Source organism: Streptomyces sp. NPDC096132 (assembly GCF_044763345.1).
GTDB lineage: Bacteria > Actinomycetota > Actinomycetes > Streptomycetales > Streptomycetaceae > Streptomyces.
The window spans coordinates 41,060-67,360 of the sequence record NZ_JBIWGA010000015.1 but is presented as its reverse complement, the minus strand read 5'-3'; the positions used below and the strand labels follow the sequence as shown (position 1 = coordinate 67,360).

At 69.6% G+C, this 26,301-nt stretch carries 16 protein-coding genes and 1 riboswitch; of the genes, 14 read left to right on the top strand and 2 right to left on the bottom strand.

All coding sequences use genetic code 11. From position 1 onward, the window contains the following. Nucleotides 1-189 precede the first annotated feature (189 nt). On the top strand, nucleotides 190-11,247 hold the full coding sequence (locus ACIRF9_RS31510; RefSeq protein ID WP_403828934.1) for a LamG-like jellyroll fold domain-containing protein: 11,058 nt from the start codon (nucleotides 190-192) through the stop codon (nucleotides 11,245-11,247). Nucleotides 11,248-11,264: 17 nt separating this feature from the next. Continuing rightward, on the top strand, nucleotides 11,265-11,936 hold the full coding sequence (locus ACIRF9_RS31505; RefSeq protein WP_403828930.1) for a hypothetical protein: 672 nt from the start codon (nucleotides 11,265-11,267) through the stop codon (nucleotides 11,934-11,936). 58 nt (nucleotides 11,937-11,994) lie between these two features. Here the strand turns inward: ACIRF9_RS31505 and ACIRF9_RS31500 are convergent, their stop codons facing one another. Next, entirely contained in the window at nucleotides 11,995-12,378 is a 384-nt protein-coding gene (locus ACIRF9_RS31500; protein WP_403828928.1) for a hypothetical protein, read from the bottom strand. Between the two features lie 208 nt (nucleotides 12,379-12,586). Between ACIRF9_RS31500 and ACIRF9_RS31495 the strand changes: the two genes are divergently transcribed. The 4 genes from ACIRF9_RS31495 to ACIRF9_RS31480 all read left to right on the top strand — a co-directional run bounded on the left by ACIRF9_RS31495 (nucleotide 12,587) and on the right by ACIRF9_RS31480 (nucleotide 16,015). Further along, nucleotides 12,587-13,417 (top strand): glycoside hydrolase domain-containing protein, encoded by an 831-nt coding sequence (locus ACIRF9_RS31495; protein ID WP_403829437.1) that lies wholly within the window; start codon nucleotides 12,587-12,589, stop codon nucleotides 13,415-13,417. A gap of 27 nt (nucleotides 13,418-13,444) precedes the next feature. Further along, entirely contained in the window at nucleotides 13,445-14,062 is a 618-nt protein-coding gene (locus ACIRF9_RS31490; RefSeq protein WP_403828925.1) for a hypothetical protein, read from the top strand. A gap of 244 nt (nucleotides 14,063-14,306) precedes the next feature. Then, a complete protein-coding gene (locus tag ACIRF9_RS31485) occupies nucleotides 14,307-14,903 on the top strand; it encodes a SurA N-terminal domain-containing protein (RefSeq protein WP_403829435.1) in 597 nt (198 codons plus the stop codon). A gap of 89 nt (nucleotides 14,904-14,992) precedes the next feature. After that, on the top strand, nucleotides 14,993-16,015 hold the full coding sequence (locus ACIRF9_RS31480) for a nucleoside triphosphate pyrophosphohydrolase (protein WP_403829433.1): 1,023 nt from the start codon (nucleotides 14,993-14,995) through the stop codon (nucleotides 16,013-16,015). Here ACIRF9_RS31480 and ACIRF9_RS31475 read toward each other — a convergent pair. Continuing rightward, a complete protein-coding gene (locus tag ACIRF9_RS31475) occupies nucleotides 15,980-17,269 on the bottom strand; it encodes a cytochrome P450 (protein WP_403828923.1) in 1,290 nt (429 codons plus the stop codon). The genes ACIRF9_RS31480 and ACIRF9_RS31475 overlap by 36 nt on opposite strands. Before the next feature lie 457 nt (nucleotides 17,270-17,726). On the opposite strand from ACIRF9_RS31475, the gene ACIRF9_RS31470 reads away from it, so the two are divergent. From ACIRF9_RS31470 to ACIRF9_RS31435, 8 genes are all read left to right on the top strand, one after another. Continuing rightward, on the top strand, nucleotides 17,727-18,257 hold the full coding sequence (locus ACIRF9_RS31470) for a transposase (protein WP_403828920.1): 531 nt from the start codon (nucleotides 17,727-17,729) through the stop codon (nucleotides 18,255-18,257). 155 nt (nucleotides 18,258-18,412) lie between these two features. Then, on the top strand, nucleotides 18,413-19,402 hold the full coding sequence (locus ACIRF9_RS31465; RefSeq protein WP_403828917.1) for a transglycosylase family protein: 990 nt from the start codon (nucleotides 18,413-18,415) through the stop codon (nucleotides 19,400-19,402). Nucleotides 19,403-19,607: 205 nt separating this feature from the next. Further along, nucleotides 19,608-19,777, top strand: a riboswitch (cyclic di-AMP (ydaO/yuaA leader). A gap of 4 nt (nucleotides 19,778-19,781) precedes the next feature. After that, nucleotides 19,782-20,483: a transglycosylase family protein gene (locus ACIRF9_RS31460; protein WP_403828914.1), complete on the top strand. Its 702-nt coding sequence runs from the start codon at nucleotides 19,782-19,784 to the stop codon at nucleotides 20,481-20,483. Between the two features lie 312 nt (nucleotides 20,484-20,795). Then, nucleotides 20,796-22,094, top strand: a complete 1,299-nt coding sequence (gene eno / locus ACIRF9_RS31455) for a phosphopyruvate hydratase (protein WP_403828912.1) — start codon at nucleotides 20,796-20,798, stop codon at nucleotides 22,092-22,094. Nucleotides 22,095-22,197: 103 nt separating this feature from the next. Then, nucleotides 22,198-22,674 carry a septum formation initiator family protein gene (locus tag ACIRF9_RS31450; RefSeq protein WP_403828910.1) on the top strand — a complete coding sequence of 159 codons (477 nt, stop codon included), beginning with the start codon at nucleotides 22,198-22,200 and terminating at the stop codon, nucleotides 22,672-22,674. A gap of 84 nt (nucleotides 22,675-22,758) precedes the next feature. Next, nucleotides 22,759-23,364, top strand: coding sequence for a DUF501 domain-containing protein (locus tag ACIRF9_RS31445; RefSeq protein WP_403828908.1), 606 nt, complete (start codon nucleotides 22,759-22,761; stop codon nucleotides 23,362-23,364). Then, a complete protein-coding gene (locus ACIRF9_RS31440; RefSeq protein WP_403828905.1) occupies nucleotides 23,361-24,326 on the top strand; it encodes an exopolyphosphatase in 966 nt (321 codons plus the stop codon). The genes ACIRF9_RS31445 and ACIRF9_RS31440 overlap by 4 nt, the downstream gene beginning before the upstream one ends. 432 nt (nucleotides 24,327-24,758) lie before the next feature. Next, the gene (locus ACIRF9_RS31435) at nucleotides 24,759-26,150 is read left to right on the top strand and encodes an NAD(P)/FAD-dependent oxidoreductase (RefSeq protein WP_403828902.1); all 1,392 of its coding nucleotides are present in this window, start codon (nucleotides 24,759-24,761) and stop codon (nucleotides 26,148-26,150) included. Nucleotides 26,151-26,301: the final 151 nt, after the last annotated feature.

The following is a 26,301-nucleotide window of genomic DNA, read 5'->3' as shown; positions in this document are numbered from 1 at the left end:
TCGGGCAGGTTCCGCAAGAGCCGGTCAAGCTCCGTGCAAGATCGGGCCGTGAATCTGTCCACAGGCTGTTCACAGTGGGCAGGATCGGCGAGCTTCTGTGTCGCTTTCCGATCGTTGACGGGGGTCCACGTCGTGCCGCACTTCCGGCTGCCCAGCCGTTCCCATCGTTTGCACCGTTCAAGACGGTCGATGGGCGCGTTCCGTTCCCGTCGGGTCCTGCGGGGTCTGTCCGCGCTGCTTCTCACGGCCCTCGCGGTGATGCTGACGACGGACCAGGCGGTGGCCGAAGGCCTGGAGCTCGGCGGCGTCGATCTGCCGGGCATGAGCCTGGCCTCGCTCGCGCACTGGTTCACCGACCCGCACTGGGGCAAGCTGCCGCACCAGCAGTCCGGTACCGCGGCCGGCCACCGCCACCAGGTGTCCGCCGCCGCGACCGCCGCCCACCGCGGCGCGGGCCACGCCCCCGGCAGGGCGAAGGGCGAGCTCCCCGCCTACCAGGCGCACCAGCCGGCCACCCCCAAGGGCCGCAGCGCCGGTGCCAGCGGCTACCACGCGGGGACCAGCAAGCGCAGCGCCACCAAGTCCACGCGCACGGAGACCGTCTACGACAACGCCGACGGGTCCGTCACCCGCCGCATCTCCCCGAACCCCGTCAACTACCAGGTGGGCAAGGGAAGATGGGCGCCCATCGACGTGGACGTACGGGCCGGCCCGGACGGGCGCTGGTACGAGAGGGCCAACTCCCTCGACGTCGACTTCGCCGCCAAGGCCACCGATCCCGCGCTCGCCTCCCTCGCGACCGACACGAAGCACCGCGTCGCCTACGCCCTGCGGGGCGCCGCCCCCGTCGAGGGCACCGCCGACGGCTCGACCGTCACGTACGACCAGGTCCTCCCCGGCACCGACCTGAAGGTCCGGCCCACCGCCACCGGTATGAAGGAGTCCGTCGTCCTCGACGACGCGGACGCGGGCAACACCTGGACCTTCCCCCTCACCCTCAAGGGCCTCACGCCCAGCCAGAAGACCAACGGCTGGATCGACCTCACCGACGCCTCCGGCAAGACCGTCGAGCGCATCCCCCCGGCGTACGCCTACGACTCCAAGGTGAACCCGCGCTCCGGTGACCCGGCCACCACCCACGCCGTCACCACCGAGCTGATCCAGGACGGCGACGGCTACGCCCTGCGCGTCACCCTCGACAGCGCCTGGCTGCACAGCGGCCACCGCGTCTTCCCCGTCACGGTCGACCCCACCGTCCAGGACGGCTGGACCACCACCTACGCCGAGTCCGGCACCGGCAACAACATCGACCACTCCTACGAGCAGACCATCAAGGTCGGCTCCTACGACTCCGGCACGCACTCGGCGAACAGCTTCGTCAACCACTGGGACACCGCCTGGGACGGCAGCAACGCCACCGTCACCGCCGCGACCCTGCACCTGTTCGACACCTGGGCCTCCACCTGCACGGCGGAACGTTTCGACGTCGCGCTCGTGACCAGCGCCTGGACCCCCGAGGGCGTCACCAGCTACCCCGGCCCCTCCAAGGGTTCGTCCATCGGCAACGCGACCCCCAGCGTGCCCAACGCCTGCGCCAACACCGCCGCGGACCGCACGGTCGGCGACTGGGTGAGCGTCTCCCTGTCCACCTCCGCGATCCAGGGCTGGTTCAGCGGCGCCACCGCCGACCACGGCCTCGCGGTCTACGCGTCGACGTCCGACGCCCTGCACTGGAAGCAGTTCGGCTCCTTCAACGACCCGGGCAAGGGCCCCTGGATCGAGGTCACCTACACCGGCAACACCGCCCCGCAGCTGTACGAGCAGTTCCCGGCGGACAACGCGGTCGTCGGCACCACCACCCCCGAGTTCACCGCCTGGGCCGGTGGCGCCAACTCCACCTCCGGCAGCGGCAACCAGTACCTGTTCCGGGTCTACGACTCCGCCGGCACCAAGGTCGCCGACTCGGGCCTGGTCTCCACCGGCGACTGGACCGTCCCCTCCGGCAAGCTCGCCTGGGGCAAGAGCTACAGCTGGACCGTGCAGGCGTACGACTCGGCCACCAACCTCTACTCACCGGCCGACCCGTACGAGATATCCCTCCAGGTCCCGCAGGCCGTCATCACCTCCGGGCTGTCCCAGAACAGCAGCGACCACGGCTTCGACGCGTCCATCGGCAACTACACCACCTCCGACACCGACGCCTCGATCTCCGTCGTCGGCCCGTCCCTGGACGTCGACCGCGACTACAACTCCCGCGACCCGCGCTGGACCGGCGCGTTCGGCGCGGGCTGGTCCAGCATCTTCGACGCGCGCGCCACCGAGCAGTACACGGCCTCCGGCGCCGTCTCGAACGTGCAGGTCACCTACCCCGACGGCTCCCAGGCGGGCTACGGCAAGAACAGCGACGGCACCTTCACCCCGGGCAACGGACGGTTCGCCACCTTCAAGTCGGTCACCGGCGGCTACACGCTCACCGACAAGGACGACACCCTCTACACCTTCACCCAGTCCCTGGGCTCCGGCGCCTACGGCCTGACCTCCGTCACCGACGCCAACGGCCGGGCGCTCACCCTCACCTGGACCGGCACCCCCGCCCACATCACCAAGATGACCTCGGCGGTCTCCGGCCGCTCCCTCAATCTGACCTGGTCCACCCCGTCCGGCGCGCTCGCCGCGCACGTGGCGACCGTCGTCACCGACCCGGTCACGGCGGGCGACACGAGCACCGTCCAGACCTGGACCTACGGCTACACCGGCGACCAGCTGACCAAGGTCTGCTCGCCGTTGTCGACGACGAAGTGCACGACGTACGGCTACACCACCGGCTCCGGCTACCAGAACGCGGCGCTCGACCTCGACCCGCACACCTTCTGGCCGCTGTCGGAGACCTCCGGCACCAGCGCCAAGGATGCGATCGTCGCCAACGAGGGCACCACGAACGCGACGTACGAGAACGTCACCCTCGGCCAGAGCGGCCCGCTGACCGGCTCCTCCGCGAAGGCGGCCAGCTTCAACGGCACCTCCTCGGACATCTCCCTGCCGAAGAACCTCGGCAACGACACCGACTCCGGCGCGATCTCGCTGTGGTTCAAGACGTCCGCCGGGCCCGGTGTCCTCTACTCCTACGCCTCCCAGCCCATCGGCTCGGGGCAGGCGGCCGGCTTCTACACGCCGTCCGTCTACGTCGGCACCGACGGCAAGCTGAACGCCGAGTTCTGGTACAGCGGCGGCATCAACCCGATCGTGTCCTCGGCGTCCGTCGCCGACGGCAAGTGGCACCACGTCGTGCTGTCCGCGGCCGGCAACTCCCAGACCCTCTACCTGGACAACGCCAAGGTCGGCTCCCGCACCGGCACCATCTCCATCAAGAGCGCGACCGCCTTCGGCAAGAACCAGTCCTTCAACTACCTCGGCACCGGCTTCCTCGGCGGCGACTGGCCCGACGAGCCGCACTCCTCGACCTCCGACGACACCGGCTACGCCACCTATTTCAACGGCTCCATCGCCGACGTCGGCTGGTACAGCCGCCCGCTCGTCGCCGCCGACGTCAGCGCGCTCTACACGTACGGCACGCACAGCGAGTCCCTGCTGACCTCCGTCAAGCGGCCGTCCGGCAAGACGTACGCGGCGATGACGTACGACACCAACTCCACCGTGCTGTCGCAGATGACGGACGAGAACGGTGGCACGTGGGTGCTGGGCACGCCGACCGTCACCGGGTCCAGTGACACCTACCGGGGCGCGGTCCTCGGCGGGGCGCCGAGCCAGTACTTCCGGCTCGGCGAGGCGGCGGGCGCGACCACGGCCGTGGACCAGGTGCGCGGCGGCAACGGCACCTACACCTCCGTCACCCTCGGCGCCTCCGGTCCGTTCAGCGACCAGAAGGCCGCCACCTTCGACGGCTCCACCTCGTACGTGGAGGTCCCGGCCGGCGGACTGCACTCCGGCAACGACCGCAGTGTCGAGCTGTGGTTCAAGACCGCCAACCAGGGCGTCCTGATCGGCGACCAGTCGGTGGCCCTCGCCGGCGCGAGCACTCCGTCGGGCAGCTGGACACCGGTGCTGTACGTCGGCAGCGACAACAAGCTGCACGGTCACTTCTGGTCCGGCAGCGGCTCGGGCTCCACGGCGTTCGGCTCCACCGGGACCGTCACCGACAACGCCTGGCACCAGGTCGTGCTCAGCGTGACCGGCTCCACCCAGACCCTCTACCTGGACGGCGTCCAGCAGGCCGCCTACAGCGGCGCCCCGAACGACCAGTCCAACAACCACCTCTACATCGGCGCCGGTTTCGCCAAGTCCTGGGTGAACTCGCCCGCCGACATCAGCTACTTCAAGGGCTCCATCGCCGAGGCCGCCTTCTACAAGACGGGGCTCACGGCCGCGGACGTCGAGCAGCACATGGAGGCCGCCAAGAACTCCACCGGCCTCCTCCCCGTGGAGACGGTGTCGGTCACCTCCCCGACCACCTCGACCCTGAAGTACACCTACGACGTCACCCAAGGGAACCGCGCCCTCACCGAGACCGACGGCCTTGGCAACAAGACCAGCTTCGGCTACGACTCGGCCGGTTTCGAACACACCGTGACCGATCCGAACGGTGCGGTGACCATCACCGGTCACGACGTGCGCGGCAACGTGGTCTCCTCCACGTCCTGCCAGGACCAGGCCGCCAACAAGTGCAACACCGAGTACTACTCGTACTACCCCGACGACACGACGGCCCAGCTCACCACCGCCGACCCGCGCAACGACCAGCTCCTCACCGAGCGGGACGGCAGGTCGTCGTCGGCGACCGACAACACCTACCTGACGTCGTACACGTACGACACGGCGGGCAACCAGACCGCCATCACCGGCCCGGCCGTCCCCGGATTCCCGAACGGCCGTACGACCACGACCGTCTACAGCGACGGGACCAGCACCTATCCCTCCGCGAACGGCGGGGTGGTGCCCAAGGGCCTGCCCGTGAAGACCGTCACGCCCGGCGGGTCCGTCAACCAGGTGTCGTACTTCACCAACGGTGACGTGGCGTCCACCACCGACGCCGTCGGCCTGGTCACCTCGTACACCTACGACGGCCTCGGCCAGGTCCTCACCGAGAAGGTCGTCTCCGACACCTACCCCAGTGGCCTGACCACCGCCTACACGTACGACGCCGCGGGCCAGGTCCTCGAGGAGCACGACCCGCAGCTCACCGATCGCGTCACCGGCGCCACCCACGCCGCCGTCACCACCTCGGTCTACGACGACGACGGCGACGTCACCTCGCAGACGGTGGCCGACGCGAGCGGCGGCGACCACGCACGCAGCCAGAACTGGACCTACGACGCCTACGACCGCGTCCTCACCGAGGCCGACGCCAACGCGGCCGAGAGCGCGTCCAACGGCAACACGACGACGTACACGTACGACACCTCCGGCAACAAGACCAAGGAGGTGACGACGGCCGGCACCGAGACCCGGTACACCTACGACGACAACGGCAACCTGCTCACGCAGGGCGTGATGTACACAGGCGACCCGGTGAACCCGCAGACGGCGGCGCTGCTCACCGAGTCCTCCCGGGCCTACGACCCGGCCGGGCGGCTCGCGTCCGTCACCGACGCGATGGGCAACACGACGGCGTACACGTACACCGACGACGGTCTGACCGCGACGGTGAAGCGCACCAGCGCCGACGGCAACAGCACCTACACGCTGGAGTCGGACCTCTACGACGCGGCCGGCAACCTCACCCAGTCGACCACCGACAACGGCGAGACGGTCACCAAGTACACGGTCGACGCGGCCTCCCGGACCACCTCCACCGAGCTCGACCCGACCGGTGTGGACCGGGTGACCACGGTGTCGTACACCCCGGACGACCAGGTCGCCTCCGAGAACGACCACGACTCCTCCGGCTACGACCGCACCACCACCAACACCTACGACGACATGGGCAACCTGCTCAGCGAGACGCTGTACGGGGACGCCTCGGGGCACCCGGCGGGCTGGTGGAAGCTGAACCAGACGTCCGGGAAGTCCGTCACCGACTCCTCCGGCACCGGCAACACCGCCACCGCCGGCTCGGGGGTCACCTGGGCGGACGACGCGGCCGAGTTCGCGGGGACCAGCACCGGCACCGGTGACGTCGTCGCCACCAACAGCCCGGTCCTGGACACGACCGCCTCCTACACGGTCTCCGCGTGGGTGAACCTCGCCGACACCTCCGCCTTCCGCACCTTCGTCGCGCAGGGCGGCACCAACCGCGCCTCCTTCTACCTGCAGTACAACAAGACCGCCAACGCCTTCCGCTTCCACGCGGCCAACGCCGACGTGGCCTCCCCGTCCTCCTTCGCCGACGCGCAGGCCTCCACGACCGCCCCGCTCAACACCTGGACCCACCTGGTCGGCGTGTTCGACGCGAGCAACGGCTCGATGAAGCTGTACGTCAACGGCGTCCAGGACGGCTCCGCCACCAACACCTCGCCGTGGACCGGCACCGGGCCGCTGTCCATCGGCGGCACGAAGACGGCCGGCGGTACGACCTCCGACGTCGTCAACGGCGAGGTCGGGGACGTGCAGGTCTACCAGCGGGCGCTGTCCGCGTCCGAGGTGACCTCCCTCTACGGCAAGGGCCGCACCGGCGGCACGGTCGGCTCCTCCGACGCCCAGACCACCAAGTACACCTACGACAGGCGTGGTCTGCCGACGTCCATGACGGACGCCGAGCAGCACACCACGGACTACGCCTACGACGAGGCGGGCAACCTCGCGGTCACCACCGCGCCCGCCGTCCAGGCCGAGCCCGACGGCACCACCGCCTCCACCGTCCGCCCGGTCACCACCAGCGGCTTCAACACCTTCGGCGAGGCGGTCGAGGAACAGGACCCACGCGGCCTGGTCACGAACACCGTCTACGACGCCGAGGGCAACAAGGTCTCCGAGACGCTCCCCTCGTACACCCCGGCGGGCGCCGCCGGCCCGAACGCGGGCACCACCGTCTGGACGTACGACAGCGAGGGCGACCAGACCTCGGTCACCACGCCCGGCGGGAAGACGACCTCCTACCTGTACGACCAGATGGGCGACCTCGCCCAGATCACCGACGCCGACGGCACCAAGACGCACGCCGTCTACGACAAGAACGGCGAGGAGCTCTCCGCGACCGACGCCACGGGCGCGCAGACGCAGGCGACCTACGACTTCCTCGGCCGCCAGGTCACCTCCACCACGCTGGAGCGCTACCCGTCGACGAAGACCCTGACGACCACCACCTCCTACGCGGTGACCACCGGCAACCCCTACGGGGCGCACGCCTCCTCGGTCACCACCCAGGGCGGGGTGAAGACGTCGTACGGCTACAACCGGGCCGGTGACGTCACCTCGGTCACCGACGGCGCGGGCAACACCACCCACTACACCTACGACTTCCAGGGCAACCCGCAGAAGACGACCCTCGCCGACGGCACCTGGACCGAGGTCGACTACAACGCCGACCCCGTCAGCACCCGCGCGTACGACGCGAACAACACCCAGCTGTGGTCGATCTCGCAGCAGTACGACGGCGTCGGCAACCTGGTCGCCGCCACCGACGCGCGCGGTCACACCAGCCACTTCACCTACGACGCGGCCGGAACGATCACCCAGGAGATCCAGCCGGTCGACGCGTCGACCTCGATCACCACGAGCTTCGGCTACGACGCGGCCGGCAACCGCACCCGCTTCACCGACGGCCGCGGCAACTCCTGGCGCTACACCTACACCCCGTGGGGCCAGCAGGAGACGATCGTCGAGCCGACCACGGCCCAGCACAGCTCCGCCGCCGACTCGACGACGACCTTCGCCTACGACGCGGACGGGCAGCTGACGAACGCCACCCTCCCGGGCGGCACGACGACGTCGATGACGTACGACAACGTCGGCCAGCTGAAGTCGATGTCCGGCGCGGGTGCCGACGCGGCGACGGCGAAGCGCAGCTTCACCTACGACGCCGACGGCCGGGTGATGTCGGCCGACACGGACGAGGCGGGCATCGCGGGCGCGGCCGACCACCAGGACGCCACGCACGACGCGTTCACCTACGACGACCGCGGCGACCTCCTGACGACGTCGGGTTCGGCGGGCACGTCGAACTTCGCCTACAACGACGACTCCTCGGTGACCTCCCGCACCGACGCCGCCGGCACGACGACGTACGGCTACGACACGGCCGGCCGCCTCTCCTCCCTGAACGACCCGGCGACGGGCACCCAGCTGACGTACACCTACGACCAGTTGAACGCCTTGAAGACGGTCAAGTACGGATCGACGGGCCAGACCCGCACCTTCACCTACAACACCCAGCACGAGCTGACCAACGACGTCCTCGTCCAGGGCGCCTCCACGGTCGCGAGCTTCGCCTACGGCTACGACGAGAACGGCAACCTGACGTCGAAGACGACGACGGGCGTCTCCGGTGCGTCGGCGAACACGTACGCCTACGACTGGGCCAACCGCCTGACGTCCTGGAACAACGGTACGACCACGACCTCGTACGCCTACGACGCCTCCGGCAACCGCATCCGCAACGGCGCCGACGTCTACACCTACGACGAGCGCGACGAGCTGACCTCCGACGGCACGCACACCTACTCCTACTCGGCGCGCGGCACGATGACGCAGGAGTCGTCGACGGCCGGCGGGACGGTCGCGTACCGGACGGACGCGTTCGGCGGGCAGATCGTCGCGGGCGAGCAGTCCTACACGCTGGACGCCACCGGCCGGAACATCACCGACCGGGACACGACGACGGGCGCCACCCGCACCTTCGCCTACTCCGGCGCGAACAACACCATCGCCTCCGACGGCGACGACACGTACACGTACGACCCCTCGGGCGGCCTGGTGGGCGTCAAGCCCTCCGGCGGTGGCGCGGTCCTCGCCCTCACCGACCAGCACAACGACGTGGTGGGCTCCTTCACCTCCGGCGCCACGACGCCGGCGGGCTCGGCGTCCTACGACCCGCTCGGCAAGGTGGTCTCCCCGACGAACACCGTGGTCGGCCACCTCGGCTTCCAGTCCGGCTGGACCGAGCCCGGCACGGGAGACGTCGGCACGGCGTCCCGCTGGTACGACCCGGACACGGGCGTGTTCCTCAACAAGGACAGCCTGTCCCTGAACCCGGTCCCGAACTCGGTGTCCGCGAACCCGTTCGCGTACGTCGACGACAACCCGATGGCGGGGACGGACGAGTCGGGCAACTGCTCCTGGTACGACGTGGTGTGCGGCGCGAAGAAGGCCGCGCACAAGGTCAGTCACGCCGTGAAGCACGCGGCGCACAAGGTCTACCACGCGGTCAAGCACGCGGCCCGCAAGGTCGTGCACGCGGTGAAGCACGCCGCCCACAGGGTGGTCCACCACGTGAGGGACGTGTACCGCGCGACCGTGCGGGTGGTGCGCCGCGTCTACCACTACACGGCACGGAAGGTCAGACGCGCGTATCACCGGGTGGTCCATGCGGTGCACACCGCGTACCACAAGGTGTCGCACGCGGTGCACAGAGTCGTACACACGGTCAAAAAGGCGGCCAAGAAGGTCACACACGCCGTGAAGAAGGCGGCGCACGCCGTCGCACACGCGGCGAGGACCGCCTACCACGCCACCGTGAAGGCGGCGAAGGCCACCGCGACCTTCGCCAAGCACCACGCGGCGGCGATCACCTCCTTCGTGGTCTCCACAGCGGTCTTCGCGGGCTGCGAGGCGCTGACCGCCGGCGTCGGCTCCATCGGCTGCGCGGCGGCCGCGGGCGCGGTCGGCTCGCTGGTCGAGCAGGGCTTCGCCTGCGCCGAGAACGGCGGCGACGACTGCAGCGCCGGCGCCTTCGCGGGCGCCGCGGTGACCGGCGCGGTCGCCGGTGCGCTCGGCGGCGCCCTCGGCAAGATCGGCGGCAAGCTGCTGGCGAAGGCGGCCCCCAAGGCGATGAAGGTCGTCGGCGGCCTCTTCGGCAAGGGCGCCACGGAGGCCGAGGAGACAGCGGCGACGGACGCGACGGAGGCGGCGGCCTCACGGGCGGATTCCGAGGGGGCGGGGTCTCGGGCCCAGTCGCATGCGGACGAGGCGGGGCCGAGCTGCACGAGGCCCGGCATGCCGCACAGTTTCACGGGCTCGACCCGTGTCCTGATGGCCGACGGCACGACGAAGGCGATCGACCAGGTGCGCGTGGGCGACACGATCGCCAACTCGGTGCCGGGCGCCACGGGCACGCAGGCGCACGAGGTCACCGATGTGATCGTGACGCACACGGACCACGACTTCGTGGACGTGACGGTCGGGCAGGCGGCGGCCAAGGCAGGGGCGAAGACCGCTGAGAAGACCGCTGAGAAGACCGGGGCGATGAAGGCCGCGGTGACGTCTCTCGCCAAGAAGGCGGCGCGCAAGGCGGCGTTCGGCCTCGCGGCCTCGGCGGCGCTGTTGGGCGCGCTGTCCGCCGGTCACGGCCACGGCGACGGCGGGGCGTCGGCGAGCCGGCCCGTGGCGGCGGTCAGTACGGCGGCCGGAGCGGCCGCGCGGGACGCACACCTGCAGACGACCTTCCACCACCCCTTCTACGACGAGACCCGGTCGGCCTTCGTCGAGGCCAAGGACCTGAAGCCCGGCGACGTCCTCCAGACGCCGACCGGCACGGCGCACGTCTCGGGTGTCCGCCTGTACCACGCGAACACCACGACGTACGACCTGACGATCGGCGCGCTGCACACGTACTACGTGCAGGCGGGCAGCACGCCGGTCCTGGTCCACAACTGCGACGAGGAGGACATCGCAGCAGGGGCCAAGCAGCTGGCCGACGACATTCACGGCAAGATCAAGAACGGGCTCGCCCGTGACGTCTTCAGGACGACGGCGGTGACGGCCGCGCGCAGAGCGGACGGTTCGCTGGTGCATGTGGTCTCGGCCGCGGGCGCCGGCCTCGAGAAGGCGCAGGTCGACTACATCAACACGCTGGGGCGTGAGGACATCGAGATCGCGACCAATGTCATCGGTGCCCACGCCGAGGAGACAGCTGTCAACCATATGGCGACGAACAACCTGACCCCGGTGGCCGGTGGCGTGTCCCGCAACGCCTGCGCACCTGACGGCTGCGAGGACTTCCTGGGCGAGGTGGGTGCCGAGATGCTGGGACCCGTTACCCTCGGCACGAAGGCCAAAATACCTGGACAGTCCATGTATGTCTGGAGGGACCACGAGGCGTGGTCGAACTTCCTGGCCACCATGGGATACCGGTGAGCACGAGGGAGAGCCCAGTGGACTGGCGTTTCGACGACGCATTGACAGCGCAGATCCAGCGGATGGACCGGGCCGGGCGTCACCAGGCCATGTTCTTCGCACTGCGCCGACTGCAGGCGCCCCTGTCGGACATCGTGATGCCCCAGGAGTGGGGCATCGACCCGGCGGCGGTCGAAGATCTCCTCCGCCACGGCGCGGCCCAGCTCGACGGTGAGCCCCACCAGGCCTTCCAGCAGGCCTTGGACCGGCTGAGCCAGGCGCCGCTGTTCGAGTCCCAGGTCGAGCCGGAGATCGCCGAGACCTTCCAGCTGGAGGCCATCAGCGGGTGGATGCTGGTGAGCGAGGCGCTGGGCGAGATGACCGGGGAGCAGACGGACGCCATCGTCGTCCGCGTCCGGGAACTGGCCCACTACCTCGACGAATGCGTGGACAACACGCTGATGGTGGTGGCGGGGGAGGAGGAACGGGAGCGCTACCTCGCGAACGTCGCCGATCCCCTGCGCGCCTATGGCCTGGGCTATTTCGCCACCAGGAACCTCGAAGTCGAGGGCCGGTGCCACGAGACGATCCTGGCCGCCGCCGACGGCGTCGACCTGCCGGCCTCCGCCGCGGGACGCGAGCTGCTGGCCCTCTGCGACGACTACGGCCGCGAGCTGGTGGCGGCGCTCGGAGCGTTCCCCCGCGACTGAAGGGCCGACGATGCCCTTCGCGGACCGGACCGCGGAGGCCTCGGGGCGCGGCCGCGCCCTAACGCCCGTACGGGTAGCCCTGCTGATACGGCGGCTGCCCGTACGCAGGCATGGCCGGTACGGGGCGGGTCTTCTTGTCGAACACCGCGAAGAGCAGCAGCACGGTCGCCACCAGCAGCGTCACCACCGCGGCGATCCCCAGGAACGGATCCCCGTCGCCCTCGTTCGAGTTCATCGCCCACGGCAGGGTCACGACCTCGTACAGCGCGAACGACAGGAACGCGCCCCAGTCGGAAGGGCGGCCGCGGCGCAGCGCCACATAGAGGAAGGGCACCCACACCAGCAGGCCCAGGGAGAACCACCCCAGGGCAGCCCAGGCCAGCCGCTGGAACCAGCCGGCCTCGAGCCGCTTCTCCGCGCCCGCACCCGTGTTCGTCGCCATGCTCATCCCGCCCCCAGGTCATCAGGGGGCAAGGGTAGGCCACGGTCGGGCGTTCCCGGATACTCCCTTTCTTTACTGTGACATGAGTGAATCTTGTGGCTACGGGGATCCTGTGTTTCCCGATCACAGGGGTGCCGCACGTTACGGTGCGATCCGCTCAGCACGTACATACGCACAGATGATCGATTCAATGAACGGTGGGGTGGGAATGGCCGAGCACCGGCAGTCCAGGAAGCGCAGATACATCACGTGGGGCGTGGCCGGCGCCGCCGTCCTCGCGGGGGCCGGGATCGCCGCGCAGACCTCGATGGCCGCCACCACCTGGCCCGCCCAGAAGACGTACACGGGCCGTGCCTTCGACACCTGCGCCGCGCCCTCCCTGGCCGCGATGAAGGCATGGAAGGCCGACGGCTTCTACGGCGGGGCGGCCGTCTACGTCGGCGGCAAGAACCGCGGCTGCAACCAGCCCAACCTCACCGCGTCCTGGGTGAAGTCGGTCAACTCGCTCGGCTGGAAGCTCATCCCGCTCTACGTCGGCGCCCAGCCGCCCTGCCAGACCGGCTCCAGCCCCGAGAAGATCACCGCCTCCACGGCCACCTCCCTCGGCGCCACGGACGCGGCCGACGCCGTCGCCAAGGCCTCGGCCCTCGGCATGAAGGCCGGCAGCCCGATCTACCTCGACATGGAGGCGTACGACATCACGAACAAGTCGTGCAACGACGCCGTCCTCGCATACGTCCGCTCCTTCACCAAGACCCTGCGCGCCAAGGTCTACCGCGCCGGCTACTACGGCTTCAGCAGCTCCAGCGCCAAGGCGATCGCCAACGCCACCGACAAGACGGACCTGCCGGGCAACCTCTGGTACGCGCTGTGGGACAAGCAGAACACCACGACCGCCGACTGGCCGTGGGGCTCGACGCAGTACACCAACCACAGCCGTGGCCATCAGTACCTCGTCAACAGCAAGGAGACCCGCGGCGGCTACACCATCACGGTGGACCGCGACGCGTGGGACGCCCCCGTCGCCATCGTCGGCTGACCAGAAGGGATCAGGGGGTACGCGCGCATGGCCAAGCAGGTGAGACAGGTGTCCCGGACGCAGCCGGCGCAGTCGGGGAGTGAGGGGCGTGCGAGCGCTCTCGGGCGCGCCGTCGCCGGCCGGCTGCGCGACCTGAGCGGACGCACGATCGCCCTCACGGCGGGCGCGCTCGCCGTGAGCGCCGCCCTGGTGGTCACCGCCGTACTCCTCTTCTCGCACGACGACCGCCCGCCGATCCCCGCCACCCGCGCCCGTGCCTACACCGACGTCGACGCCTGCCTCCTCACCGGCGAGCAGGGCATCACGGCCGGCACCACCGCGGCCGCGGTCTGGCAGGGCATGCAGGACGCCTCCCTGAAGACACACGCGCGCGTGAGCTACGCGCCGGTGACCGGCGAGCAGAGCACCGGCAACGCGCGCCCCTTCCTCAACGGCCTCCTCCAGCGCTCCTGCGACGTCGTCCTGGCCGTGGGCGGGCCGGAGGTCGCGGCGGCCCAGGAGACGGCCGCGCGCAACAAGAAGGTCGACTTCGTCCTCGTGGGCGGCACGCGCGCGGGAGCGAACGTGAGCACGGTGAGCACGGGCGACGGACTGCGCGCGGGAGTCGCCCAGGCGGTCGAGAAGGTGGTGGACGCGCGGGACTGAGCCTCGGGCCGACGGGCGGGGCTGACGGGCGGGGCTGACCTCTCGTACCGACGAGCGGGGGGTGTGCGGGCGCGGCGGTGCCCGAAGTCCTGGTGAATCGTTGGTCGAATGGGTTGGCCCCAGGCGCCCCACTGCCTACCATCGATCACCGCAAGACTTTGTGCACCGTCGCACAATCTCCGACCGGGAGGTTCCCTTGCTCCGCCGTCGTCGTCGCACCGCGCTCCTGCTGTCCGCCGCGATCATGGCGGCTCCCCTTCTCACCGCCTGCGGGAGTGACGCGCATCCCGGCGCGGCGGCCGTCGTCGGCGGCCAGCGGATCACCGTCGCCCAGCTCGAGACCCGGGTGGACGAGGTACGCGCGGCCCAGCGGGCCGTCGTCACCGACGACGCCCAGTACGCGCAGGTCGTCGCCCAGACCGGCACGCTCACCCGGGACACCCTGCACGGCATGGTCCTGGACCGGGTGCTGGACCGCGCGGCGCAGGACGCGGGCATCTCCGTGAGCCGCCGGGAGGTCCAGCAGGCGCGGGCCGGCCTGGAACAGCAGTGGGGCGGCGCGAAGGGCCTGGAGACGGCGTGGCTCCAGCAGTACGGCATCCCGCCGCAGCGCCTCGACGAGAACCTCCGGCTCCAGCTCGAGGCCCAGAAACTCGCCACGCAGCTCGGCACCACCACCAGCGAGGCCGCCTTCTGGAGCGCCCTGTCCGCCACGTCGAAGACACTCGACGTCGACGTCAACCCGCGTTACGGCAGCTGGGACGCCCAGAAGGTGAGCCGTGTGGACGCCAAGACGCCGTGGGTACGGGAGGTCACCTCGGCGGGCACGCAGACCACGTGACGATACGACCGTATGACCGGTCGCCCCTGCCTGTGGACAACTGAGCGAGGCGGCCGGCGGGAGTGGGTTACGTTCGGGGTGTGAACGCAATCAGCGCGACGAGCGAGACTCCCGAAGGCACCCCCGGCACCGGCCGAGTCGTCCTGCTCACCACCAGCCACCGGGTCGCCCCCGGCCTGCTGTCCTGGCCTGCCTGGCAGGCCCTGCGCACGGCGGACCGTGTCCTGTGCGCGGACGGCGCCCATCCGCAGCTGCCGTACCTGCGCGAGGCGGGCATACGGGTCGAGGAGACGTCGGTGTCCGCCGAGGACCTGATCACCGCCTGCGCCGGCGGCCGCACGGTGGTGATCGTCGCGACCGGCGAGGGCGAGCCGACCCTGACGGACGGCCTGGCCCGGCTGGCCGGCTCGGGCCGGGTGTCGATGCCCGAGCTGGAACTGCTCCCCGCCTCCTACGACCTCCCCGGCGCCCGTCTCCTCGACCTGATCCAGGTCATGGACCGCATCCGCCGGGAGTGCCCCTGGTCCTCGCAGCAGACCCACAAGGGCCTAGCGAAGTACGGCATCGAGGAGTCCTACGAACTCGTCGAGGCCATCGAGGACGGCGACCGCGACGAACTCCGCGAGGAACTGGGCGACGTCCTGCTCCAGGTCGTCTTCCACGCCCGCATCGCCGAGGAGGACCCGGAGGCCCCCTTCTCCATCGACGACGTGGCGGCCACGATCGTCACCAAGCTCATCCACCGCCACCCCCACGTCTTCGGCGACGCCACGGCCACCACCCCGGAAGAGGTCAAGGCCCACTGGCTGCGCACCAAGGCCGTGGAGAAGCGCCGCGAGTCCGTCACGGACGGCATCCCCCTCCACCAGCCCGGCCTGGCCCTGGCGGCCAAGCTCGGCTCCCGCGTACGCACGGCGGGCCTGCGGGTCCCGCTCCCCACGGCCGAGGGCATCGGCTACGAACTCCTCACCCTGGCCACCCGAGCAGAGGCGGAGGGGGTGGACCCGGAGACGTCGCTTCGGGCGGCGGCTCGGGCTTACCGGGATGCGATCAGGGAAACGGAGAGCCGAGGCCGATCAGATGGCCGTGAACCGCACCGGGAGGTTCCGTAGCCCACGCATGATGAGTCCGCCCCGCCAACGTAGGTCGGCAGGGTCGGCGGCAAGCTGGAGATCGGGCAGGCGGCGCAGCAGCGTCTCGAGAGCCGTGCGGCCTTCGAGACGGGCCAAGGGTGCACCGAGGCAGTAATGGATGCCGTGGCCGTATCCGAGGTGTTGATTGTCGTGACGGGAGAGGTCGAGCGTGTTCGGTTCGGCGAACCGGGCGGGGTCGCGGTCTGCCGCGGCAAGAACGACCAACACCGGGTCGCCGGTGGCCACACGCTGCCCACCGATGGTGAGGGGCTCGGTGGCGAAGCGCCAGGTGGCCAGTTCCACAGGACCGTCGTAGCGGAGCAGCTCTTCGATGCCGGTGTCGAGCAGTTCGGTCTCACCACGCTCGATCGACTCTTGGAGGCGGGCCCGCTGCCCGGGGTTGCGCAGCAGCGCGTAGACGCCATTGCCGATGAGGTTGATGGTCGTTTCGAAGCCCGCGAACAGAAGCACGAAGCACATCGCGGCAGCTTCGTTCTCCGAGAGGTGTTCGCCGTGGTCAGAAGCGCGGATGAGGCCTGAGATCAGGTCGTTGTCGAGGTCGTTGCGTTTGCGGTGGATGAGCTCGGCGAGGTAGCCACGGATCTTCTTGACGGAACGGGCGACTCCGCCGCGCGGGCCTCCGCCGTGGCGGATCATCATTCCTGCCCAGTCACGGAAGTCGTCCTGATCCTCGTGCGGAACGCCGAGCAGGTCGCAGATCGCGTAGATGGGGAGAGGGAAGGCGAAGTCGTGGATGAGGTCGGCCTCGCCCTGTGACGCGAACCGGTCGATGAGGTCGTTCGTCAGCTCCTGCACGCGGGGTGCGAACTCCGCCACACGGCGTGGCGTGAATGCCTTGGAGACGAGGCGGCGCAGCCGGGTGTGGTCCGGTGGGTCGATGTTGAGCAGATGCGTCATGAGATTGGCGCTGCGCTCACCAGGGATGCCGGTCCTGCTCCTGCCTTGTGCGTCTTCGGCGTGGTGATCGGGGTTCTTTGAGAGTCGCCCGTCCGCGAGAGCCTGACGTGCATCCGCGTAGGTGGTCACCAGCCATGCTTCGACCCCACTGGGAAGCTTTGTCCAATGGACGGGGGAGTGCTCACGCAGCCAGGCGTAGGCCGGGTAAGGGTCGGCGGCGAACTCCCATGTGAAGAGTTCGGGGGCGGCGTTCGGGACGTTCACAAGATGACCGTATCCAGAACCGGTCCGGGTCTGCGCAGCCACTGAGACCATGACTGAGGCTGATGTATCGGCATATAGCCGGATGGCATGACTTTCATGCGTTTTCCGACGCTGTGCTTGGAAGAGCCCTGGATTCCGAGAAACGCCAGGGGCCCCAGAGCTGGTCAGAGCTCCGGGGCCTTGCCAGCCGTGAAGGGGCCGAGGTGTTCAACGCTACAGCTGTGCCCATGCCTGTTGCCCACCGTGAGTCAGAGCCGACGCGTGTCGTTCGTGCAGCGTTGATGCTGCGGGTCTCGACGCGGGAGCAGACGCGGGGCTATGGGCTCGGTGTCCAGGAGAGTGCAGGCCGTGCCTACATCAGTAACCGACCAGGGTGGGCCCTGTGTCCTGAGCTGATTTTCCGGGACGAAGGGGTGTCCGGGGCGATCGTCGAGCGTCCTGTTCCGACCCCTACCTGACTGCCGATGACGTCGAGGCGGCGGTGTGGACCGAGGTCATGACGCGGGCGGTGGCCGACCTCGCCCACATCCCCGTAGTCGGCCAGGTGGTGAAGGACGCGGCTGTGCAGAAACTCGCAGAGGACGTACGCAGCGCACGGGGGCTCCTCGCCACAGCGAGGGAGGTGCTCGCGGAACAGGAGAAGGCGGAGTTGGATGCGAAGAAGTTCTCAGATCTCACGCGGGTCGCTGGGGAGGAGCTACAGGACGTGGCTCTCTCCGACATGAGGGAAGTGATCGATCTGCTGGGCATCACGGTGAAGCCGCTCGGAGAGGCGCGTAAGCGATCCGGGGTCAAGTGCAAGGTGACCGAATGGCACGCACTGACGGGGACGTTGGTTCCTGCTGACGTGCTTGAATCGGTGTGGCCTGTCGTGGAAGAGCTGATGACAGCGTATTTCCGACGTCGCCAGTTCGCGCGCGGTGCCGTGGACGTTCGCACGCAACTGAACGGGATCCTCCACCGGTTGCGCACCGGCTGTCTCTGGGACGTCCCGCCCCTTGAGGTCGCCAGGGATAACACCGCGGTCGACCAAAGGTGACCGACCCTCAACTCTGTGATCTTCACGTGATCTGCGCGGCATTAACTTGTGACAAGTGATCGTCTGCCGATACGTTCACTCGTCAGCGCGGCGAACGCGTGTGCGCTCGCATCGCACGCCGCGCCGGTCACTGCTGTCCAGAGAAAGGCCCCCGCATGCTCACCGGGAACGGTCGTCACCGTCGCCCCCGTCAGGCTCCGGCCCTCCTCGTCGCGGCCGGAGTGACCGGCTCCGCCATCGCCCTCCCGCTGTTCGCCGCAAGCGGCGCGAGCGCCGCCGACGGCACGGTGTGGGACAAGGTGGCGCAGTGCGAGACCGGCGGTTCCTGGAGCGCCGACGAGGGCAACGGCGAGTACGGCGGTCTGAGCCTCACCCAGGAGGACTGGGAGACCTACGACGGACTCGACTACGCCGCCGGCCCCGACCTGGCCAGCCGCAACCAGCAGATAGCCGTGGCGCAGAAGGTCCTCGCGGCCGAGGGCGTCGGCGCCTGGGGCACCTGCGGGCTGACGTCCGGGCTCACCAAGGAGAACGGTGCGTTGAGCGTGGACACCGGGGTGGGGGACGAAGAGTCCGACTCGTCCGCATCCTCCGGATTGTCCGACCTGTCCAAGGGTTCGTCGTCCGACTCCGGAAAGTCCGGCGACTCAGGCGGCTCCGGCAACTCCGACGAAGACTCGGCCGATTCCTCCGGCGATTCGTCCGGTTCGGCCTCTGAGTCCCCTTCGTCCTCTTCGTCCCCGGAGGCGAACGACTCCGACAAGTCGGGCACTTCGGATGAAGCCTCCGATGACGCGGAGGGTGCCGACAGTTCGCCCACGGCCATCCCGGAAGTGGACGACTCGGACAATCCGGCCCAGGCGGAGGGTTCTTGGAGCCTCGTGGACACCGGCTCCCTCGGCTCCGGCCGCCATCGTGGCGCCACCGCCGACGAGACCGTGGCGGACAACACCTCCACCGCCTCCTCCGGCCGGCACGCGGCGAGCGTCTACACGGTCCAGGAGGGTGACACCCTCGCCTCCATCGCCGACTCCCTTGACCTCGACGGCGGATGGCGTGCGCTCTACGCCGAGAACAAGGACGTCATCGGCGCCGACCCGAGCGACATCACCCCCGGTCAGACCCTGGACACCGGCGTCGAATAGGGGCGGAACACCCAGAAAAACACCGGGAGTTCACGTCCCGCTTCGCGCCGAATGTCCGGTTTGGTGAAAGTGTGGGATGAGTCTCAGAAGTCGTGATCGTCTTTGAAATTCCCCGGATCGCGTGTCTACGGTCATGACCGCTCGGCAACCCGAGCCCCGGCTGCCGTAACGCCGAATCCTGCCAGTGGCAGCCCGGGAACAGTCGTCGCGTCAAGCGCCGTAGGCAGGAGCGGGGGACCCAAGGTAAGTGCCGGGCCCGGCGGTTGACCGCCGGAACCGGCTCGGGGTGAAGCCGCGCACCATGAGGTGCGCGGCCGGGCAACTCAACCGGCCCGAACCCGACAGCTCACCTCGCAGGCGTCGGTGAGGGGATCGATCCATGCTGTTTTCCGGCAAGGGCAAGCACCGTCGTCCGAACAAGGCCACCCGCGTCGCCGCGCTCGCCGGCGTCACCGGTGTCGCCATCGCCGCCCCGCTGATGGCGGCCGGCAACGCCTCCGCCGCCACCGCCTCCGAGTGGGACGCGGTCGCCCAGTGCGAGTCCGGCGGCAACTGGTCCATCAACACCGGCAACGGCTACTACGGCGGCCTGCAGTTCTCGGCCTCCACCTGGGCCGCCTACGGCGGCACCGCCTACGCCGCGCGCGCCGACCTCGCCGGCAAGGAACAGCAGATCACCGTCGCCGAGAAGGTCCTCGCGGGTCAGGGCAAGGGCGCCTGGCCGGTCTGCGGCACGGGTCTGTCCAGCACCCCGTACGCCGGTGGCGGCTCCTCCAGCTCCGCCGACTCCTCCTCGTCGAGCAGCGCCGGCTCCTCGGACACCACCACGCGTTCGACCGAGCAGCAGAGCGCCTCCCGCTCCGCCGAGCGCCCCGCCGCCTCCAAGACGGTCACCACCCCGACCGGCAAGAAGGTGAAGAAGGGCGACGGCGAGTACAAGGTCGTCAAGGGCGACACCCTCAGCTCCATCGCCGAGAAGCACAAGGTCAAGGGCGGCTGGCAGAAGCTGTTCCAGCTGAACAAGGACATCGTCGAGGACGCCGACCTCATCTACCCGGGTCAGCAGCTGCACCTGAAGTGACACCTGCTTCCCAGCGGGGCCACAGGCCGCTCACAAGGTGGCCCCGCACACTGAAGGCCTCGTGAGGGTCACCCCCCGTCCCCACGGGCTCCCCGCTCCGGTGCGTGTTCCCCCGTACGCACCGGGGCGGGGTTTTTCTTTGCCCGTGTGTTCGCCTCCGCGCCACCCGCCCTTTGTTCCGATGGGGAACAATGTGTACGGTCAGTTTGTCCACGGGGCGGTCGGTCGGCTGCCGACGCCCCGAAGGCGGTTAGGCTCTAGTCGCAAGGCCCACGCGGCCCCGCACAACCAGCGTCACATCCCAAGAAGGAGATGCTCGTGCCGTCCATCGACGTCGTCGTAGCCCGGGAAATCCTGGACTCCCGAGGCAACCCCACGGTCGAGGTCGAGGTCGGCCTCGACGACGGCAGCACGGGTCGTGCCGCCGTCCCGTCCGGCGCTTCCACCGGCGCCTTCGAGGCCATCGAGCTCCGCGACGGTGACCCCAACCGCTACCAGGGCAAGGGTGTCGAGAAGGCCGTCCTCGCCGTCATCGAGCAGATCGGCCCGGAGCTGGTCGGCTACGACGCCACCGAGCAGCGTCTGATCGACCAGGCCATGTTCGACCTGGACGCCACCGACAACAAGGGCTCCCTCGGCGCCAACGCCATCCTCGGCGTCTCGCTCGCCGTCGCCCACGCCGCCTCCGAGGCCAGCGACCTCCCGCTCTTCCGCTACCTGGGCGGCCCCAACGCGCACCTGCTGCCGGTGCCGATGATGAACATCCTGAACGGCGGCTCGCACGCCGACTCCAACGTGGACATCCAGGAGTTCATGATCGCGCCGATCGGCGCGGAGTCCTTCTCCGAGGCCCTGCGCTGGGGCACCGAGGTCTACCACACCCTCAAGAAGGTCCTGAAGTCCAAGGGCCTGTCCACCGGCCTCGGCGACGAGGGCGGCTTCGCCCCGAACCTCGGCTCCAACCGCGAGGCCCTCGACCTCATCCTCGAGGCCATCAAGGAAGCCGGTTACATCCCCGGCGAGCAGATCGCCCTCGCCCTCGACGTCGCCGCCTCCGAGTTCTACAAGGACGGCAAGTACCTCTTCGAGGGCAAGGACCGCTCCGCCGCCGAGATGACGGAGTACTACGAGGAGCTCGTCGCGGCCTACCCGCTCGTCTCCATCGAGGATCCGCTGTTCGAGGACGACTGGGCCGGCTGGAAGGTCATCACCGACCGTCTGGGCGACAAGGTCCAGCTCGTCGGCGACGACCTGTTCGTCACCAACCCCGAGCGCCTCGCCCGCGGCATCGAGGAGGGCACCGCCAACGCCCTGCTCGTGAAGGTGAACCAGATCGGTTCGCTGACCGAGACCCTGGACGCCGTCGAGCTGGCCCAGCGCAACGGCTTCAAGTGCATGATGTCGCACCGCTCCGGCGAGACCGAGGACGTCACCATCGCCGACCTGGCCGTCGCCACCAACTGCGGCCAGATCAAGACCGGCGCCCCGGCCCGCTCCGAGCGCGTCGCCAAGTACAACCAGCTGCTGCGCATCGAGGAGATCCTCGACGACGCCGCGGTGTACGCCGGCCGCTCGGCCTTCCCGCGGTTCCGTGGGGTCTCCAAGGGCTGACCCCGCCCGGGTCAAGCGATAGCCAGTCGTACGTACGTCCCCGTACTCGGTCCCGTACCGTGTGCGGGGACGTACGCGCGTGTGAAAAGGGGAGGCAGTACCGATGGCCGTGAAGGACCGGGACCGTTTCTCCACCGCGACCAGGCTGCGGCTGCTCGGTGAGCAGACGGCGGCCCGTGTCTACCGCTCCCAGACCAAGCGTCAGGCCCGCCGCTCCCGCCTCACCAGCCGCGCCGCCCTGCTGGCGCTGGTCCTGTGCACCCTGATCGTCGCCCTCGCCTACCCGATGCGGCAGTACGTCTCCCAGCGCGCCGAGGTCGCCGACCTGGAGCGGGAGAAGGAAGAGGCCAGCCGGCGGGTGGAGCAGCTGCGCGATCTCAAGGCACGCTGGCAGGACGACGCGTACGCCGAGCAGCAGATCCGGGAGCGGCTGCACTACGTGATGCCGGGGGAGACCGGCTACATCGTGATCGACCCGGACGCGGCCCGGCAGACCCGCGCCGACCTCGGGGCGGCCGACCGCCCCTGGTACTCGAACGTCTGGGACGGGGTCGACAAGTCGGACGCCTCCGACCGGTGAGACCGACCGGGTGAGTCCGGCCCGTGAGACCGGTCGTGAGACCGATCGCCCCCACCAGTGAACCGTGCATGTAGAAAGACAGGTATGGAAACGCCCCCGCCGACCACCCCGCGCACCGAGCCCACCGACGCGGACGTCGAGGCCTTCAAGCAGCAGCTCGGCCGTCCGCCGCGCGGGCTGCGCGCGATCGCGCACCGGTGCCCCTGCGGCCGGCCGGACGTCGTCGAGACGGCCCCCCGCCTGCCCGACGGCACCCCCTTCCCGACGCTGTACTACCTGACGTGCCCCAAGGCGAACTCCGCGATCGGCACCCTCGAGGCGAACGGCGTCATGAAGGAGATGACGGAGCGGCTGCGGACCGACCCGGAGCTGGCCGCGGCCTACCGTGCCGCGCACGAGGACTACGTCCGGCGCCGGGACGAGATCGAGGAGCTGAAGGGCTTCCCCAGCGCCGGTGGTATGCCGGACCGGGTGAAGTGTCTGCACGTCCTGGTGGCCCACTCGCTGGCCGCGGGGCCCGGCGTGAACCCGCTGGGGGACGAGGCGCTGGCCATGCTGCCGGAGTGGTGGGCCAAGGGGACGTGCGTGACGCTGCCCGAGCCGCCGTCCGGCGAGGGATGGCAGGTGGAGACCTCTCAGGACGGCGCGGGCCACTTCGCCTTCAAGCCGATCGAGGGAGACGCCCGGTGACCCGCGTCGCCGCCATCGACTGCGGTACGAACTCCATCCGCCTCCTCGTCGCCGACTGCACTGTGTCCCATAGCGCCTCCGGCGCGGGGATGACCGGCGAACTGGTCGACCTGGACCGCCGTATGACGATCGTCCGGCTCGGCCAGGGCGTCGACCGGACCGGCCGGCTGGCGCCCGAGGCGCTGGAGCGGACGTTCGCCGCGTGCCGTGAGTACGCGGCGGTGATCAAGGAGCACGGCGCGGAGCGGCTGCGCTTCGTCGCCACCTCCGCCTCCCGGGACGCCGAGAACCGCGACGAGTTCGTCCGGGGCGTGCTGGACATCCTGGGTGTCGAGCCCGAGGTCATCAGCGGCGACCAGGAGGCCGAGTTCTCCTTCACGGGCGCCACGAAGGAGCTCACGGGCCGTGCCGACCTCACCCGGCCCTACCTGGTGGTGGACATCGGCGGCGGTTCGACGGAGTTCGTGGTCGGCGACGAGCACGTACGGGCGGCCCGCTCGGTGGACGTCGGCTGTGTGCGGATGACCGAGCGCCACCTGGTCGTGGACGGGAAGGTGACCGATCCGCCGACCGCGGAGCAGATCGCGGCGATGCGCGCCGACATCGAGGCGGCCCTGGACCTCGCCGAGGAGACGGTCCCGCTGCGCGAGGCGCACACGCTGGTGGGTCTGGCGGGCTCCGTGACGACGGTCTCGGCGATCGCGCAGGACCTCCCCGAGTACGACTCGGCGGCCATCCACCACTCGCGCGTCTCGCACGACAGGGTCCGTGAGATCACCGAGTGGCTGCTGCGCTCCACGCACGCCGAGCGCGCGGCGGTGCCGTCGATGCACCCGGGCCGGGTGGACGTGATCGCGGCGGGCGCCCTCGTGCTGCTGGCGATCATGGAGCGGATCGGCGCCGAGGAGGTCGTCGTGAGCGAGCACGACATCCTCGACGGCATCGCGTGGTCCGTGGCGTAACGCGCTACTTGCACTCTGCTGAGCAGGCAGGATGCCCGTTTGAGCGGGCCGGAGGGGCCCCGGTGGGCCCCTCCGCGAGACTCCGTCGGAAAACTTCGTGAAGTTCTTCACAAGGAATTCGGCCCTGTCGGAGGACGAACGTGTCCCCGTTGACCCTTCCGGGGGGTCAACACCTGTGTGAACGTGTTCAAAAGAGGCGCGCGCGGACGTATCGCGGAGGTCTCGCGAGGGAGTGTTTCGGACCCCTCACGCACCCCCTCCGCACCCGGAGAGGCAGCTCACGCGGCATTGACAACGCCCCGCCCTACACGCTGGTTCCCCCTCCGCGCCATGACGTGGATCACGCGGGTCGCGGAGGATAGCACACACCCTCCACAAGCTTGTGAAGGGGCGCACGAGCGACCCCCCTGGGCCGGGTGGATACTCGATGGCATGAGCACCACGGAGCGTCCCAGGATCCTCGTAGTAGGCGGTGGGTACGTAGGCCTGTACGCAGCTCGGCGCATCCTCAAGAAGATGCGCTACGGAGAGGCGACCGTCACGGTCGTCGACCCCCGGTCGTACATGACCTACCAGCCTTTCCTCCCCGAAACCGCCGCCGGCAACATCTCCCCGCGCCACGTCGTCGTCCCGCTGCGACGCGTGCTGCCCAAGGCGGAGGTCCTCACCGGCCGGGTCACCACCATCGACCAGGACCGCAAGGTCGCCACGGTCGCCCCGCTGGTCGGCGAGGCGTACGAGCTGCCCTTCGACTACCTGGTGATCGCGCTCGGCGCGGTCTCCCGCACCTTCCCGATCCCCGGCCTCGCCGAGCAGGGCATCGGTATGAAGGGCGTCGAGGAGGCCATCGGCCTGCGCAACCACGTCCTCGAGCAGCTGGACAAGGCCGACTCCACCACCGACGAGGAGATCCGCCGCAAGGCGCTCACCTTCGTCTTCATCGGCGGCGGTTTCGCCGGCGCGGAGACCATCGGTGAGGTCGAGGACCTGGCCCGCGACGCGGCCAAGTACTACAAGACCGTGTCCCGCGAGGACATGCGCTTCATCCTGGTCGACGCCGCCGACAAGATCCTGCCGGAGGTCGGCCCCAAGCTCGGCCAGTACGGCAAGGCGCACCTGGAGAGCCGCGGCGTGGAGATCTACCTCTCCACCTCCATGGACTCCTGCGTCGACGGCCACGTCGTCCTGAAGAACGGCCTCGAGGTCGACTCCAACACCATCGTGTGGACCGCCGGCGTCAAGCCGAACCCGGTCCTCGCCCGCTACGGCCTCCCGCTCGGCCCGCGCGGTCACGTCGACACCGCCCCGACCCTCCAGGTCCAGGGCACCGACTACATCTGGGCCGCCGGCGACAACGCCCAGGTCCCGGACGTCGCCGCCCGCAAGGCCGGTGTCGAGAACGCCTGGTGCCCGCCGAACGCCCAGCACGCGCTGCGCCAGGCCAAGGTCCTCGGCGACAACGTGGTGTCCGGCATGCGGGGCTTCCCGCAGAAGGAGTACAGCCACTCCAACAAGGGCGCCGTCGCGGGCCTGGGCCTGCACAAGGGCGTCGCGATGATCGTCATGGGCAAGATGAAGATCAAGCTCAAGGGCCGGCTCGCCTGGTACATGCACCGTGGCTACCACGGTCTGGCGATGCCGACCTGGAACCGCAAGATCCGCGTCTTCGCCGACTGGACCCTCGGCATGTTCCTCAAGCGCGAGGTCGTCGCCCTGGGCGCCATGGAGAACCCCCGCGAGGAGTTCTACGAGGCCGCCAAGCCGGCCCCCGCCCCGGCCCCGGCCGCGGCGAAGCCGGAGAACGAGAAGGCCAAGGCCTCCTGACCTCCGGTCGCACACACCCCTGAAGGGGCCGCCCGCCATCCGTGGTGCGGGCGGCCCCTTCGGCGTACACCCCCGCGTGGTACGGCTCTTCGGCGTACAACCCTCTCGCGCCGTCAGGCGTCTCCCCTGTACCCCGCACCACAAGATCACC

Coding starts and splice junctions, on each gene's coding strand:
- ACIRF9_RS31510 (WP_403828934.1), top strand. CDS start 190: ATGGGCGCGTTCCGTTCCCGTCGGGTCCTGCGGGGTCTGTCCGCGCTG.
- ACIRF9_RS31500 (WP_403828928.1), bottom strand. CDS start 12,378: ATGGCGACGAACACGGGTGCGGGCGCGGAGAAGCGGCTCGAGGCCGGC.
- ACIRF9_RS31495 (WP_403829437.1), top strand. CDS start 12,587: ATGGCCGAGCACCGGCAGTCCAGGAAGCGCAGATACATCACGTGGGGC.
- ACIRF9_RS31490 (WP_403828925.1), top strand. CDS start 13,445: ATGGCCAAGCAGGTGAGACAGGTGTCCCGGACGCAGCCGGCGCAGTCG.
- ACIRF9_RS31485 (WP_403829435.1), top strand. CDS start 14,307: ATGGCGGCTCCCCTTCTCACCGCCTGCGGGAGTGACGCGCATCCCGGC.
- ACIRF9_RS31475 (WP_403828923.1), bottom strand. CDS start 17,269: ATGGTCTCAGTGGCTGCGCAGACCCGGACCGGTTCTGGATACGGTCAT.
- ACIRF9_RS31465 (WP_403828917.1), top strand. CDS start 18,413: ATGCTCACCGGGAACGGTCGTCACCGTCGCCCCCGTCAGGCTCCGGCC.
- ACIRF9_RS31460 (WP_403828914.1), top strand. CDS start 19,782: ATGCTGTTTTCCGGCAAGGGCAAGCACCGTCGTCCGAACAAGGCCACC.
- eno (WP_403828912.1), top strand. CDS start 20,796: ATGCTCGTGCCGTCCATCGACGTCGTCGTAGCCCGGGAAATCCTGGAC.
- ACIRF9_RS31450 (WP_403828910.1), top strand. CDS start 22,198: ATGGCCGTGAAGGACCGGGACCGTTTCTCCACCGCGACCAGGCTGCGG.
- ACIRF9_RS31445 (WP_403828908.1), top strand. CDS start 22,759: ATGGAAACGCCCCCGCCGACCACCCCGCGCACCGAGCCCACCGACGCG.
- ACIRF9_RS31435 (WP_403828902.1), top strand. CDS start 24,759: ATGAGCACCACGGAGCGTCCCAGGATCCTCGTAGTAGGCGGTGGGTAC.